This is a genomic window from Staphylococcus sp. FSL W8-1270 (assembly GCF_038007165.1).
Lineage (GTDB): Bacteria > Bacillota > Bacilli > Staphylococcales > Staphylococcaceae > Staphylococcus > Staphylococcus hominis.
Map to the genome: position 1 here is coordinate 966,454 of NZ_JBBOWQ010000001.1, position 14,685 is coordinate 981,138.

Consider the following 14,685-nt stretch of genomic DNA (forward strand, 5'->3'; position numbering starts at 1 on the left):
TATTTAATTTTATTGTGAGGTTATTTTTATGAGTAAAGATAGTAAACGTAATTATCATGAAGACGAAAATGCAATGGTTCAAAATATGGATGATTTAGAAGCATTAGGAAAAGAAATGGAACAGATTTCTGAAGAAAATGATGAAGATAAATATAATCAAACACATGATTCAGAAGCGCGTTCAGATTTAAATTAATATATTTTAGCATTTTAATTAATTGTTTCGATAGATTAATTAAAATGCTTTTTTTATGAAATACAACTTATGATACAATATATTTTAATGAAAATGAAGGAGATAAAAATATGTTACATAAGTATTGGCTACCTTTAACAATTATTACAATCATTGTTAGTTTAATTTCTATTAAAGGTTTTCCCATTGCTCTAGGAGCACTCTATCTACCAGTGTTATTTAAAGTGATTCAATTACAATTGAATTTATCAAAGGATTTAATAGATAATGCAACTGCTCATCCATTCATTAAGAGTAATCAAAAAGGAATTATGATTAGTGTTATATGTATATTAATTGTAACAGGAATCTTGGCATATACACTTAATGATTTTTATCGAAGTTTAGGTGGGGTTTTAGGTATGTTAGTAAAGATAAGTCCTGTTACGCTTGTCATAAGCGCTATTTTGTATATAATAAGTGCTATTTCAGTTGTAAAAGCAGTAAAATATAAATATGAATAAGATTTATTCTTAAACACGTGAAGTAATACAACTTCATGTGTTTTATTTTTTATAAATGAAACCGCTTTATATTCGAATTGCTACATTAATTTTATTAATGATATACTATTACTAAATCATAAATAAGGGGGATTATTGAATGTCTGTAAGAATTGAACATGATACGTTTGGTGAAATTGAAGTACCATCTGATAAATATTGGGGCGCACAAACTGAAAGAAGTAAGCGTAACTTTCCAGTAGGTAAAGAACATATGCCTATTGAGGTGATTTATGGTTTTGCTCAGTTAAAAAGAGGTGCCGCGCTTGCTAATCATGAATTAGGAAAATTAAGTGATACTAAGAAAGATGCTATCATTTATGCTTGTGATTTAATTTTAAAAGGAGAACTTGATGGTCATTTTCCTTTAGTTGTATGGCAAACGGGAAGCGGTACTCAAAGTAATATGAATGTGAATGAAGTCGTAAGTTATGTAGCTAATGAGTACTTAAAAGAACATAATAGCGATGAATCGATTCATCCCAATGATGATGTTAATAAATCTCAAAGTTCGAATGATACATTCCCTACAGCTATGCATGTTGCTTTATACCATGAAATTGAAACGAAATTAGAACCTGCTTTAAAACATTTACGAGACACATTTAAAGAAAAAGAAAACCAATATCAATCAATTATTAAAATTGGTAGAACTCACTTACAAGATGCTACTCCAATTCGATTAGGACAAGAAATTAGTGGATGGCGTTATATGCTAGATAAATGTGAACAATTATTAGCTGAATCTAAACAACATATTTTAAATTTAGCTATTGGTGGAACAGCAGTTGGAACAGGAATTAATGCACATCCAGAATTTGGAGATAAAGTAGCTAAATATATCTCAGAACATACAGGCTATGCATTTGTTTCATCTGAAAATAAATTTCATGCTTTAACCTCACATGATGAAGTGGTGCAACTTCATGGAACACTAAAAGCATTGGCAGCAGACTTAATGAAAATAGCAAATGATATAAGATGGCTTGCTTCAGGACCTAGAGCCGGACTTGCGGAAATCTCAATTCCAGAAAATGAACCAGGTTCATCAATTATGCCAGGTAAAGTTAATCCAACACAATGTGAAATGCTAACAATGGTTGCAGTACAAGTGATAGGAAATGATACGACAGTAGGTATAGCGAGTTCTCAAGGTAATTTTGAACTTAATGTATTTAAACCTGTGATTCTTCATAATACATTGCAATCTATTTACTTATTAGCTGATGGAATGGAAACATTTAACAAAAATTGTGCTATAGGTATTGAACCAATTGAAGAAAATATCAATCATTATTTAAATCAATCATTAATGCTTGTAACTGCACTAAATCCTCATATTGGATATGAAAAAGCAGCTCAAATAGCTAAAAAAGCTCATAATGAAGGTTTAACACTTAAAGAATCAGCAATTAATTCTGGCTACGTTACAGAAGAACAATTCGAGGAATGGATTAAACCAGAAGATATGGTCGATCCTCATTAAAATAACATTATCAATTGAAATGCTCCTTTTAAAGATAATGCTTTGATCTGCGTTATCTAAAAGGAGCATTTTAAAAATTTATTCATCATCTAAACTTACAGAAATCAATTCTTGAGTAAGTGGGTGAGTGAATTCAATCTTATAACTATTCAATTCTAATTGACGTAAGGTAGCATCTCCATATAATGGATCACCTATGACAGGATGACCAATTTCTGCTAAATGTACACGTATTTGATGGGTACGTCCTGTATCTAATTTTATTTCCAATTGACAAATGCCTTCTTTAATCATTTTTGATGTTAAGATATGAGTGATAGCTCGTTGTCCGGTATTAGAAATACGACGCTTATTGGGATGAAATTTATCTTTACCGATTGGCATATCAATTGTTTGTGGTTTTAGAGGTAGTAATGCTTTTACATTGGCACGATAAATACGTGTAATTTGATTCTCTTCAAGCATTCTATCTAGTATTTTTTTCATTAAAGGATTTTTAGCAACAATTAATAATCCCACAGTTTCTTGGTCTAGACGATGAATCGGTTCAACGTAGTCGCTATCCATAGTATAGATAACATGGTTCATTAGTGTATTGCTTTCTTTTAAATCATTTGGATGAGTTTTAACCCCTTTAGGTTTCATTACAATAGCTAAATCGTTATCTTCATATGTAATCTGTGCGTAACGATAACTTGGTAAATAATTACTTTTTTCTTCAGGGATAGGAATATAAACAACATCATTTGTGACAACTTTATCTGTCAATTTACTAGGTTGTTGATTAATCGTGATATCTTTAGACATATTTAATTGGTGTAAGTCTTTTTTTGGTAGTTTTAACTTTTGAAAAATTTCACGTAACGTATAATTATTGAAAGTTTCAGGTACATTGAATTTCATAATATCCTCCTATAATATTCTGTTTAATCATATCATAATTTACAATGATAATTATAATTGTTTTCATTAGTCTATTTTTAAATTTTAAAAATAAACGATATAATAATAAACGCAAAATAACAAAATGGGGCGAAAATATGGAAAAACCGACACGTTTAGCATTATTAAAAGAAATTGCAGAATATCTTAATGAAGAAACTGAATTATATAATATGATGAATAAAGTATTAGATTATTTAATCAATGGTAGCAGTTTTACAACAGGTTGGATTTTTTTAATCAATAAAAAAGGTGAACAAGAACTTGTAGCTAGCACTGATTTACCTCATTCATTAAAAAATAATAATTGTAAGTATTTAAATAATGGTACGTGTTGGTGTGTCAATGCTTATCATCATAAAAATTTAACAAAAGCATCTAATATTATAAATTGTTCAAGAATCAATTTAGCTAATCAAGAAAGTGAAAAAGATGATTATCTTATTACGCATCATGCGACAGTACCACTTAGATCAGGAGATGAACAGTATGGATTATTAAATGTCGCGACACCTCATACTGTAGTATATAGTCAAGACGATTTAGAGTTACTAGAATCAGTAGCTTTACAAATAGGTTCTGCAATTAAACGTATATACTTAACAGACCAAGAAAAAGAAGCAGCACGAATAAGTGAACGAAATCGACTAGCGCGTGATTTACATGATTCAGTTAACCAAATGCTTTTTTCATTAAAACTAACAGCTCATGCTGCACATGATATCACAGAGGATAAAACAGCTAAAAAAGCATTTAAGATGATTGAAGATACAAGTCAAAACGCAGTAAATGAAATGCGTGCGTTAATTTGGCAACTTAAGCCAATTGGTTTAGAACATGGGTTAGTGAATGCGATTCAACATTATGCGAATATGTTAGATTTAAAATTAAACATCGAAGTAAGAGGATTGATTAAATTATCCAATTTAGTTGAAGAAAATGTGTACCGAATGCTTCAAGAAGCTTTAAATAATACGAAGAAACATGCACAAACGAATCAAGTATCTATTAACATGCAACAAAATGAACATCAATTATATATTAAAATTTATGATGATGGAAAAGGATTTAATGTGAGTGATGACTTAAATCAAACGACGCATGGTCTAAAAAATATCAAGCAACGTATTCATAGTTTAGACGGAGAATTTAACATACAATCAGATAAACAAATGGGGACAACTATTTATCTTAATATTCCAATTTAAAGTAGGTGATAAATTTGGCAAGTATCGTTTTAATCGATGATCATCACATTGTTAGACAAGGACTAGAATTTCTAATTTCAACAGTTGAGGGTTTAGATATACAAGCAAGTTTTTCTGATGGTGACGCATTTATTAAATATTTAAATGAGAATAATATGCCTGATTTAGTATTATTAGATTTAGTTATGCCTAAAATGAATGGTATCGAAGTGACGCATTATATAAAAAAATATTACCCATACATAAAAGTGTTAGTGCTTACAAGTTATGTGGATGATGAATATGTTATGTCTGCCATTAATGAAGGTGCTGATGGTTATGAAATTAAAGATGTTGAACCACAAAAGCTGATTGCTACTATTACTAAAGTATTAAATAATGAGAAAATAATACATCCAAAAGCTAAAAATGTAATTGATGCAATGCATGAAAAACCACACTTTAATAATAAATTATCTAAAAGAGAGATGGAAGTATTAAAAGAGATGGTGAAAGGTAAGACAAATAAAGACATTGCAAAAAGTTTATTTGTATCTGAGAAAACAGTTAAAACACATGTCAGTCATATATTTAATAAATTACAAGTTTCAGATCGAACACAAGCTGCTATATATGCTATTGAAAATAAATTAATATAAATTGAATAGATCTATTAAAAATAAAAACGGTAATTTTAAAATATGATAATGATAGACAAATGACTTGTTTTATTAGTTTAATTATTTTGATAATTTTGCCATTTATAAAATTATACGTAAAAACAAAAATTTCTCTTTTCATTTTATTGAAAATATATTAAGATGTAATTTGTGTTTCAAGAAATGTGTATTATTGCAATTTCTTGCGTCCGGATAAAATAACTCCTATTAGAAAGGTAGAGAAGAGTAATGGATAGACAGAGTTTTACAGATTTAATTCAAACAAAATTTAAAATGGTGCGTATTGAAGCAGGATACACACAAGATACTATGGCACAAACAATAGGTCTTTCTAAAAAAACACTTGTTCAAATCGAAAAAGAACGTGTATTACCAAATTGGACAACTTGTGTATCAATTTGTGCTTTATTTAGAGATTCAGATGTTTTAAATAACACATTTGGTTGCGATCCATTAGAAATTGTACAAACAATTTCAAGAAACCATTGTGCATATCCTAATCATTCTACAACAAGTGATATTTATTGGAATACAATGGAAACGCGTAATGGATTTATTTTACAAAGTAATAAAGTAAGTAATATCTACAGAGTGCTTAATCCTGAAAAACAACCTATTTTTGGAACATCTAAATTAAGAGAAGCAGAAACTTACTTTAATAGAAATGCTAAAGAAGAATTAATGCACGTTTAATTTTAATATAAATAAGATATAGTGATAGAAGAGTTGACCTTCAACTGAATCACTATTTTCAATTAATAATGAATTCACTGTAATTTTGCGATGAATTCATTATTTTTTTATTTCAAAAATTTGTAAATATAAATGTACGTTGAACTATTAAGTTATGCAGTTTACATTTGTCATGGTATAATTTTGCTATTGCTTATATAAAAATTAAGGAGTTATTTAAATGCAAGCAGTATTAGTAGTCATCTTTATGATAGTAATAGGAGCAATCATTGGTGGTGTCACGAATGTTATAGCTATTAGAATGTTGTTTCATCCCTATAAAGCTCATTATATATTTAATATGCGAATTCCATTTACACCTGGTTTAATACCTAAAAGAAGAGATGAAATAGCTACAAAGATAGGGCAAGTGATTGAAGAACATCTCATTACAGAAACTTTGATTCACAACAAACTAAATGAAACGAAAACTAAAGAAACAATTAATGAATTAGTTAAGGAGCAAATAGCGAAATTAAAAAGTGATCAAGCTACAATTCGTTACTTTGCTGAGAAGTTTGATGTTAAAATAGATTACTTAGTCAATGAGAAATTAGAAGATACAATTTCACAAAAGCTATTAGCTTTTTATAATGAACATCGAAATGAAGAAGTGATTAAGTTACTACCAAAAGAAACTAAGCGAATGATTGATAAGAAAGTCGAGCCATTAGGAGATTTATTATGCGAAAGAGCTCGTGTTTATCTGTCATCTGATAAAGGCGCTCGTGATATTTATGACATGCTCGATACATTTTTTAATGAAAAAGGTAAAATCGTTGGATTACTACAAATGTTTATGACAAAAGAAAGTATTGCAGATAGAATCCAACATGAATTGATTCGTTTAACCAATCATCCTAAAGCAAAACGTATTGTAAACCAAGTGATTGATAATGAATATGAGACGCTGAAACGACAATCACTTAAGAAAATCATTGATGAGGCTCAATTTTCAAAACTATCAGACTCAGTTACATTACTTATTACTTCATATTTAAATTTAAATGAAAAAATAGATAAACCACTTAATCAACTATCACCAAGATTAATGCAATATTTAGAGACAACGTTATCAGATAAAGTTACACAACTTATTATTAGTCAAGCATCCAAACATCTCTCAACGATAATGCAAAAAATTAATCTACGTAAACTAGTAGAAGATCAAATCAATACATTTGATTTAGATTACATTGAAAAGTTGATTATTGAAATTGCTAATAAAGAATTAAAATTAATTACCTTATTAGGATTTATTTTAGGTGGTATGATTGGTCTTTTCCAAGGTTTAATCGCAATTTTTGTATAACTAATCATAATATGTTATGGTATTAAAGAGTTGTCAAAATATCATTATTACACGAAGGAGTGCAATTTAAAATGGCAGTAAATTTATATGATTATGCAAATCAACTAGAACAAGCATTAAGAGATAGTGATGAATACAAAGCTATTAAAGATGCTTTTGCTAAAGTTAAAGAAAATGAAGAATCTAAAAAATTATTCGATGAGTTCCGTGAAACTCAAATGAATTTCCAACAAAAACAAATGCAAGGTCAAGAAATTCCTGAAGAAGAATTAGCTAAAGCTCAAGAACAAGCTCAAGCTATTGAAAAAGATGAAAATATTTCACAATTAATGCAAGCAGAACAAAAAATGAGTCAAGTTTTCCAAGAAATTAATCAAATTATTGTAAAACCTTTAGACGAAATTTACGTTGACTAATTAATAATTTAAGTAATGGACACTACGCGATTTTTTCATAAAATCGCGTAGTTTTTTTATGTCAAAGTTCATCGACCCATATTCATAAGATATGGTAAAATATAGTAATACATAAAGATACCTTATCAAACAATTAAGGAGCTTAAATTAATGGTTAAATTTATTCACTGTGCAGATTTGCATCTTGATAGCCCTTTTAAATCTAAACAACAATTATCGACAAGTATTTTCAAAGATGTACAAAAAAGTGCCTATGAGAGCTTTAAAAAAATTGTAGATGTAGCATTAAAAGAAGATGTTGATTTTATGTTGATTGTAGGAGATTTATTTGATAGTGAAAATCGCACATTACGTGCTGAAATTTTTTTAAAAGAGCAATTTAAACGTCTAGAAAAAGAACAAATATTTGTATACATATGTCATGGGAATCATGATCCTTTAACAACTAGAATTACAGATAATTGGCCTAATAATGTATCAGTATTTTCAAATCGTGTTGAAACCTATCAAGCGATTACCAAAGCTGGAGAACAAATTTATATTCATGGTTTTAGTTATCAAAACAATACAAGTTATGAAAATAAAATTGATGAATATCCATCTAGTCAAGGAAGTAATGGTATACATATAGGAATGCTTCATGGAACTTATAGTAAATCTAACATAAAACAGCGTTATACTGAATTTATGTTAGAAGATCTTAATCATAAACTGTATCATTATTGGGCACTCGGTCACATTCATCAACGTCAAGAACTAAGTGATATGCCGCCTATTCACTATTCAGGTAACATTCAAGGTCGTCACTTTGGTGAATTAGGAACTAAAGGTTGTTTGCTTGTAGAAGGGGATCATCTACATCTTGAAACAACTTTTATCCCAACTCAGTTTATACGTTTTGAAGAAGCTACAATTAAGACTGATAAAATTTCAAAACAAGGTATCTATGAGGAAATTCAAAAGTTTAAGAAACAAGTTCGTGAACAAGGTAAAGCATTTTATAGATTGACGATTAATATAGATAATGACAAAATTTTATCAACACAAGATATTCTTCAAATAAGAGAAATGATTAGTGAATATGAAGAAAATGAACATGATTTTATTGTCATTGAAGATATGATTCTTAATTATATACAGAATGAAGAAACACCTCTTATAAATGAATTTTCTAATGAACTCATAAACGATGACAAAGTGTTTGAAGAGGCAATGACAGATTTATATTTAAATCCAAGAGCTTCAAAATATTTAGAAGACTACACCACTTTCAATAAGGCAAAACTCATTCATCGAGCTGAGAAAATATTGAAAGCAGATATGAGAGGTGAAGAAATTGATTATTAAATCACTTGAAATATACGGTTATGGTCAATTCGTACAACGTAAGATTGAATTAAATCAGACTTTTACCGAAATTTATGGGGAAAATGAAGCAGGTAAATCAACCATACAATCATTTATTCATTCAATTTTATTTGGTTTTCCCACAAAGAAAGAAAAAGAACCGCGTTTAGAACCTAGATTGGGAAATCAGTATGGGGGCAAGCTAACGCTTATTTTAGATGACAAATCAGAAATTGAAGTTGAGCGTGTAAAAGGTAGTGCTCAAGGTGACGTAAAAGTTTATTTAGAAAATGGATTGATAAGAGATGAAGCATGGCTTAAGAAGAAATTAAACTATATTTCAAAAAAGACATATCAAGGAATATTTTCATTTAATGTACTTGGTTTACAAGATATACATCGAAATTTAGATGAACAACAATTACAAAGCTATTTATTAGAAGCTGGTGCTTTAGGATCTTCTGAATTTACATCTATGGGGCAAATTGTTAATCAGAAAAAAACTACGCTTTATAAAAAAGCTGGAAAGAACCCAATTCTAAATCAACAAATTGAAGAACTAAAACAATTAGAAGCACAAATAAGAGATGAAGAAACCAAATTAGACGAATATCAACGTCTTATAGATGAAAAAGATAAATCAGAACGCCATCTTTCTCATTTAAAAGAAAATCTTAAGCAATTATCAAAAATGCATGAAAATAAGCAAAAGCAGTTAGGACTTCATGCTCATGCGCAAGAATGGAAATCGCTTGAGCATCATTTAAATATCGAACCGTTGAAATTCCCAGAGCAAGGTATTGAACGATATGAAACTGCATTAAAATATAAACAATCACTTGATCGAGATATAGGATTAAGGGATGAGAAGATAAGACAACTAGAAAATGAATTTAATTTAATTCAGATGCCTGATGATAGAACTGTGAGTGATATGTATCATCTTTATCAACAAGAGAGTGATATCAAGCAATCTGAATTAAAAGCTAAGGCTTTAAAAAAGGAAATAGAAACTTTCGAACGTTCTCAGCAAACATTAAAAGATGATATCGGTTGGAATGAAGTTTATCATGAAGCGGATACTTCTGAAACAATGAAAGATTATATAAGTGAAAAAATTAAAAATCATAATCACCAATTAAATCAAAAGCAACAAGTTGAACGTATGATTGGTGAGCATAATATTGAAAAAAAGGAAATTGAAAAGGAAATTAAGTTATTAGAAAGTGAACTAGTTTCTGAAACAGCACTTGAAAAGAAAAAAGAATATAATCAGCAAAAAATAGAATTACATGAAAAAGAAAGTTTATACTCAAAATTAAAAGCTTCCTTTGAATCAGAAAAAGAAAGAAAACAAAAGCAATATCAATGGTTGAAAATCAGCTTTATCATTTTGGCTTTGATGAGTGCTGGTTTGACTATTTTTGCATTTATTACAACTAGTATCACTTTTAGTATTATTTTTGCAATTCTCACTGTGATATTTTTAGTAGGTTTATTCTTTAGTAAAAATAAAGATATTGATTATAGTGAAACAATTAGTGAGGAAATTAGTGATTTAGAACAACAACTTAAAGCACTCGAAGATAAATACGATTTAGATTTTAATCTAGATGATCAGTACCAATTGCGTGAACGTTGGAATAATGCTAATAATACTAAATCAGTACTTTCTAATAAACTTAATCATCAACATTCGATTTTATCAGATATTCAGTCTTCAATTGATGCATTAGCACAGGATATTTCTGAAATCAAACAAGACATTAAAGTATCTGATAAAATGTCAGATGAACGTTTAGTAGATAGTTTGAAAACAATGAATCAACTTAAAGTTAATGATAAACAACTTAATAAATTATTATTAGAGAACATAGAGTTAAATCAAAATTTAATTAACTTCTATGAGCATGCTCAAGATGTTACTAAAGATAGTTTCGACGAGTTTAATAAAATTTCATTATTTAATGATTTGAAAGGTTGGATTTCTCAGTATGAAAGTAAAAAAGAAAAGAAATCTCAATTGCAAAATCAATTAACCCTATTAAGTAAAGAATTAAAACAGTTAGAAAGTCGTTTGGATGAAAATAAAACGACTATAAACGAGTTGTTTAAATATATTGAAGTTCAAAATGAAGAGCAGTATTATCAACATTACGAAGCTTATCAACGTTATCAACAACAACTATCACGATTCAATGATTTATCTACTTATTTGAGTAATCACGAATTCTCTTATGAAGATAGTTCTGTTTTAAGTGAAAAAACAACTGCTCAATTAGAAGAAGAAGATCAAATGTTAGCTCAACAAGTTGATGATTATAATGATAAATATTTGGAGAAACAAACTGAAGTGAGTGAACTTTCTGCACGTATTAATCAAATGGAAACAGATAAAACACTATCTCAATTGCGTCATCAATATTATAATTTAAAAAATAGAATGAATGATATTGCTAAAGATTGGGCGAGCTTAAGTTATCTTGAGACACTAATTAATGAGCACATTAAACAAATTAAAGATAAACGACTACCATATGTGATAGATGAAGCCATTAATATTTTCAAAACATTAACTGATGGTAAATATAATCTAATTACTTATGAAAATGATTCAATTAAAGTTAAACATCGAAATGGACAAATGTATCATCCACTTGAATTAAGTCAATCAACGAAAGAGTTGCTATATATTTCATTGAGACTTAGTTTAATTAAGGTGTTGAAACCATATTATCCATTCCCAATTATCATTGATGATGCATTCGTACATTTTGATAAACAAAGAAAATCAATGATGTTAAACTATTTAAGAGAATTATCTCAAGAACATCAAGTATTGTACTTTACTTGTACAAAAGATACTACGATTCCTTCTCGAGAAATGCTGATATTAAATAAAAAAGAGGAAGGCGGGAAACGATGAGAAACGTAGAAAAATTAAATCCTGGTGATTCGGTGGAGAATTTTTTCTTAATCCACAGAGCGACACAAGGTGTAACAGCACAAGGTAAAGACTATATGACATTATATCTTCAAGATAAAAGTGGAGATATTGAAGCTAAACTATGGACTGTCACAAAAGATGATATGAAAATCCTTAAACCAGAAATAATTGTATGGGTAAAAGGGGATGTTATTAACTATCGTGGCCGTAAACAAATGAAAGTCAATCAATTTCGATTAGCAACAGCAGAAGATGGAGTGAAAACTCAAGACTTTGTAGATGGTGCGCCACTTTCACCTAACGAAATTCAAGATGAGTTATCACATTTTATCTTAGAAATTGAAAATGCACATTTACAACGTATTACACGTCATTTATTAAAAAAATATCAAGATAAATTCTTTACTTATCCTGCAGCAAGTTCTCATCATCATAACTTTGCAGGAGGATTAAGCTATCATGTATTAACGATGTTAAAAATTGCAAAATCATTGTGTGATATCTACCCATTATTAAATAGAAGTTTGTTATATAGCGCGATTATTTTACACGATATTGGTAAAGTAAGAGAATTAAGTGGACCAGTTGCAACAACGTATACGGTAGAAGGTAATTTGCTTGGACATATTTCAATAGCAAGTGATGAAGTTGCTGAGGCGGCAAAAGAACTTGGTATTGATAGTGAAGAAGTCATGTTATTGCGACATATGATTTTAGCACACCATGGAAAAATGGAGTTTGGTTCTCCTAAATTGCCACATCTAAAAGAAGCAGAAATTTTATTCTTTATTGACAATATTGATGCAAAAATGAATATGTTCGATAAAGCATTTAAGAAAACTGAAAAAGGACAATTTACTGAAAGAATCTTTGGTATGGATAACCGTCAATTTTATAATCCAGAGAAATTAGATTAATATTAATAGACGAAAAAAGGTCGGAACATATTGTTCCGACCTTTTTGATTTATGAAAATTATGAAGATAATCCTGATGAAGCACTACTACTTTGTTGTTCTTTTAATTTTTCTGGATTAAGTATAGTATCTTCTACAGATTTTTTAATATCGCTATCTTTATAATCTACGTTGTATTCTTTCAATAAGTCTTTATAAGCATTTGTCAATAGTTTTGGATTTTTTTGAACTTTTTGTTCAATAATTTTTGTTTTTAATTGAGATTTTTGTTTATTAAAGTCATCTTCTTTATCAGCTTTGATAATGTGATAGCCGTATTCTGTTTTAACAATGTCAGAAATTTGACCTTCTTTTAGTTTAAATAAAGCTTTATCAAATTTATCGACCATTTGTCCTTTAATAACATAACCTAATGACCCGCCTTTTTTAGCTGAAGCAGAATCCATTGATTCTTTTTTGGCAATGTCATCAAATTTATTTGGATTTTTTTCAACTTCTTTTTGAATTTTTTCAGCTTTTGCTTTTGCTTTTTTATCTGATAAACCTTCTTTATCACTATCAGATTTAACTTTAATTAAAATGTGTGATGCTTTCTTAGTATCATCTTTTATTTCTTTGTCAGACACTTTAACTTTATCATTAAGTAATTGTTTTTGGTAAGCAGATAGTCTTTTCTGTTCTTTGTAATCATCAAGGGTCATACCCTGTTGTTTTAGCATACTTTCAAATTGATCTTTACCACCATATTGTTTTTCTTCTTTTTTAATATCATCATCGATACGCTTAGTATCTACTTTGTCTTTATATTTATCAGCTAATATTTTATTTAACTCAATACTAAATGATGTGCTAGCAATTTGATCTTTACCAATTTTATCCATAACATCTTTAACGGTTACATTACCAGCTTTTGAAGAAATTAATGTATTATCTTTAGAATCTGTAGAATCAGAACTACATCCTCCAAGTAATAAAACACCTGCTGTAACAGGGACAATGAGTTTATTCATAATTTTCATAGTTGATAGCTCCTTTTTGTATGTTAACAAAGTTACTATAACATAATATAATTATTCCACCAATTAATAAAAGGTGATTTACAACTAAAGTATTAGATGAAAAATAATTTAAAAAAAGTCTACGATATCATTCAATATCATAGACTTTTTAATATATTCAAAATAACCAGTAGACTGTATTTTAATTTTGAGTGAATACGTTTATAATTACCCTTCTTTATATATTAGAACTTTGAATGGAATGGCACTTTTGTCAGTAAATTAATGCCTGTTTGGTGTTCTTCAACAAATTGTCCTTCTTTTGAAAAAAGAATAATTTTTAAATATAAAAAATCCATAACTGATAAACCAAGATTTAAGGCAAATAAGAACATAAAATAATGTCCATAACTTGGAAAATGATAAGTTAGGAAAATTAAAATGCTTGTAATTATTAAAAATGGCAAAATAAGATTAATGCAAAAATAAAACTTGCGGACAGGCGTATTCACATACGTATTAAAATAAGGAAGCCATTTTTTCTTATTTAACTTGTGCCATCTAAACGCATGAATATAAGGTAAAAAGAAGAATAAATGTATTGTTTTGTGAATAGGGTACATAAGAATGATAAATAATATTAGAAGTAAAAAGTATTTATCTGATAAAGGCGTTTTTACAAAATAATACATAATCTCATAACTAACTAAAAACGCAATAATAGTTGTTACAATACTTAAAAACGCAATTCTTGGAACACCAAATCGCGCATGGATATCTATATGACGTTTACATAAAAACATAACTCCACCTCGAAAATAGGTCGTTTAATATACGATAGGTATTATCTAACTAACTTGAGTTATCGTCAAGACAATTTTTAATAGCTATTGTAATATAGAGCAATGTTTTTATATTAGATTGTATATTTATAAAAAAAGCCATAAAGAAATCTATTAATATAAATTTCTTCATAGCCAAATT

The 14,685-nt window shown here is 28.7% G+C and carries 14 protein-coding genes; 11 read left to right on the forward strand and 3 right to left on the reverse strand.

Going from position 1 to position 14,685, the window contains the following annotated elements; all coding sequences use genetic code 11:
* Window positions 1-22: 22 nt before the first annotated feature.
* The 3 genes from NSU06_RS04955 to fumC all read left to right on the forward strand — a co-directional run bounded on the left by NSU06_RS04955 (window position 23) and on the right by fumC (window position 2,224).
* On the forward strand, window positions 23-196 hold the full coding sequence (locus tag NSU06_RS04955; RefSeq protein WP_249339582.1) for an SAS053 family DNA gyrase inhibitor: 174 nt from the start codon (window positions 23-25) through the stop codon (window positions 194-196).
* A gap of 110 nt (window positions 197-306) precedes the next feature.
* Window positions 307-699: a hypothetical protein gene (locus tag NSU06_RS04960; RefSeq protein WP_017176398.1), complete on the forward strand. Its 393-nt coding sequence runs from the start codon at window positions 307-309 to the stop codon at window positions 697-699.
* A 139-nt stretch (window positions 700-838) separates the two neighbouring features.
* A complete protein-coding gene (fumC, locus tag NSU06_RS04965; protein ID WP_017176397.1) occupies window positions 839-2,224 on the forward strand; it encodes a class II fumarate hydratase in 1,386 nt (461 codons plus the stop codon).
* A gap of 78 nt (window positions 2,225-2,302) precedes the next feature.
* Here the strand turns inward: fumC and NSU06_RS04970 are convergent, their stop codons facing one another.
* Window positions 2,303-3,127: an RluA family pseudouridine synthase gene (locus NSU06_RS04970; protein ID WP_017176396.1), complete on the reverse strand. Its 825-nt coding sequence runs from the start codon at window positions 3,125-3,127 to the stop codon at window positions 2,303-2,305.
* A gap of 137 nt (window positions 3,128-3,264) precedes the next feature.
* Here NSU06_RS04970 and NSU06_RS04975 point away from each other — a divergent pair, with 137 nt between their 5' ends.
* From NSU06_RS04975 to yhaM, 8 genes are all read left to right on the forward strand, one after another.
* Window positions 3,265-4,374, forward strand: coding sequence for a GAF domain-containing sensor histidine kinase (locus tag NSU06_RS04975; RefSeq protein ID WP_017176395.1), 1,110 nt, complete (start codon window positions 3,265-3,267; stop codon window positions 4,372-4,374).
* Window positions 4,375-4,388: 14 nt separating this feature from the next.
* Window positions 4,389-5,012 (forward strand): response regulator, encoded by a 624-nt coding sequence (locus NSU06_RS04980; protein ID WP_017176394.1) that lies wholly within the window; start codon window positions 4,389-4,391, stop codon window positions 5,010-5,012.
* 249 nt (window positions 5,013-5,261) lie between these two features.
* The gene (xdrA, locus tag NSU06_RS04985) at window positions 5,262-5,726 is read left to right on the forward strand and encodes an XRE family transcriptional regulator XdrA (RefSeq protein WP_002449642.1); all 465 of its coding nucleotides are present in this window, start codon (window positions 5,262-5,264) and stop codon (window positions 5,724-5,726) included.
* A gap of 220 nt (window positions 5,727-5,946) precedes the next feature.
* The gene (locus tag NSU06_RS04990; RefSeq protein WP_017176393.1) at window positions 5,947-7,077 is read left to right on the forward strand and encodes a DUF445 domain-containing protein; all 1,131 of its coding nucleotides are present in this window, start codon (window positions 5,947-5,949) and stop codon (window positions 7,075-7,077) included.
* A 71-nt stretch (window positions 7,078-7,148) separates the two neighbouring features.
* Complete coding sequence (locus tag NSU06_RS04995; RefSeq protein WP_017176392.1) at window positions 7,149-7,493, forward strand: YlbF/YmcA family competence regulator; 345 nt, start codon at window positions 7,149-7,151, stop codon at window positions 7,491-7,493.
* 150 nt (window positions 7,494-7,643) lie between these two features.
* Window positions 7,644-8,840 (forward strand): DNA repair exonuclease, encoded by a 1,197-nt coding sequence (locus NSU06_RS05000; RefSeq protein WP_017176391.1) that lies wholly within the window; start codon window positions 7,644-7,646, stop codon window positions 8,838-8,840.
* Window positions 8,830-11,766, forward strand: coding sequence for an AAA family ATPase (locus tag NSU06_RS05005; protein WP_017176390.1), 2,937 nt, complete (start codon window positions 8,830-8,832; stop codon window positions 11,764-11,766). The genes NSU06_RS05000 and NSU06_RS05005 overlap by 11 nt, the downstream gene beginning before the upstream one ends.
* Complete coding sequence (yhaM, locus tag NSU06_RS05010; protein ID WP_017176389.1) at window positions 11,763-12,704, forward strand: 3'-5' exoribonuclease YhaM; 942 nt, start codon at window positions 11,763-11,765, stop codon at window positions 12,702-12,704. Before NSU06_RS05005 ends, yhaM begins: the two co-directional genes overlap by 4 nt.
* A 58-nt stretch (window positions 12,705-12,762) precedes the next feature.
* Here the strand turns inward: yhaM and prsA are convergent, their stop codons facing one another.
* Together prsA and NSU06_RS05020 are read right to left on the reverse strand one after the other, a co-directional pair.
* The gene (gene prsA, locus NSU06_RS05015; protein ID WP_017176388.1) at window positions 12,763-13,722 is read right to left on the reverse strand and encodes a peptidylprolyl isomerase PrsA; all 960 of its coding nucleotides are present in this window, start codon (window positions 13,720-13,722) and stop codon (window positions 12,763-12,765) included.
* 224 nt (window positions 13,723-13,946) lie between these two features.
* Window positions 13,947-14,504, reverse strand: coding sequence for a DUF3267 domain-containing protein (locus NSU06_RS05020; protein ID WP_017176387.1), 558 nt, complete (start codon window positions 14,502-14,504; stop codon window positions 13,947-13,949).
* Between the last annotated feature and the right edge of the window lie 181 nt (window positions 14,505-14,685).

What these genes read in the sequence shown, in the direction of transcription:
- NSU06_RS04960 (WP_017176398.1), top strand. Translation starts at nt 307, where the DNA reads ATGTTACATAAGTATTGGCTACCTTTAACAATTATTACAATCATTGTT.
- fumC (WP_017176397.1), top strand. Translation starts at nt 839, where the DNA reads ATGTCTGTAAGAATTGAACATGATACGTTTGGTGAAATTGAAGTACCA.
- NSU06_RS04970 (WP_017176396.1), bottom strand. Translation starts at nt 3,127, where the DNA reads ATGAAATTCAATGTACCTGAAACTTTCAATAATTATACGTTACGTGAA.
- NSU06_RS04975 (WP_017176395.1), top strand. Translation starts at nt 3,265, where the DNA reads ATGGAAAAACCGACACGTTTAGCATTATTAAAAGAAATTGCAGAATAT.
- xdrA (WP_002449642.1), top strand. Translation starts at nt 5,262, where the DNA reads ATGGATAGACAGAGTTTTACAGATTTAATTCAAACAAAATTTAAAATG.
- NSU06_RS04990 (WP_017176393.1), top strand. Translation starts at nt 5,947, where the DNA reads ATGCAAGCAGTATTAGTAGTCATCTTTATGATAGTAATAGGAGCAATC.
- NSU06_RS04995 (WP_017176392.1), top strand. Translation starts at nt 7,149, where the DNA reads ATGGCAGTAAATTTATATGATTATGCAAATCAACTAGAACAAGCATTA.
- NSU06_RS05000 (WP_017176391.1), top strand. Translation starts at nt 7,644, where the DNA reads ATGGTTAAATTTATTCACTGTGCAGATTTGCATCTTGATAGCCCTTTT.
- yhaM (WP_017176389.1), top strand. Translation starts at nt 11,763, where the DNA reads ATGAGAAACGTAGAAAAATTAAATCCTGGTGATTCGGTGGAGAATTTT.
- prsA (WP_017176388.1), bottom strand. Translation starts at nt 13,722, where the DNA reads ATGAAAATTATGAATAAACTCATTGTCCCTGTTACAGCAGGTGTTTTA.
- NSU06_RS05020 (WP_017176387.1), bottom strand. Translation starts at nt 14,504, where the DNA reads ATGTTTTTATGTAAACGTCATATAGATATCCATGCGCGATTTGGTGTT.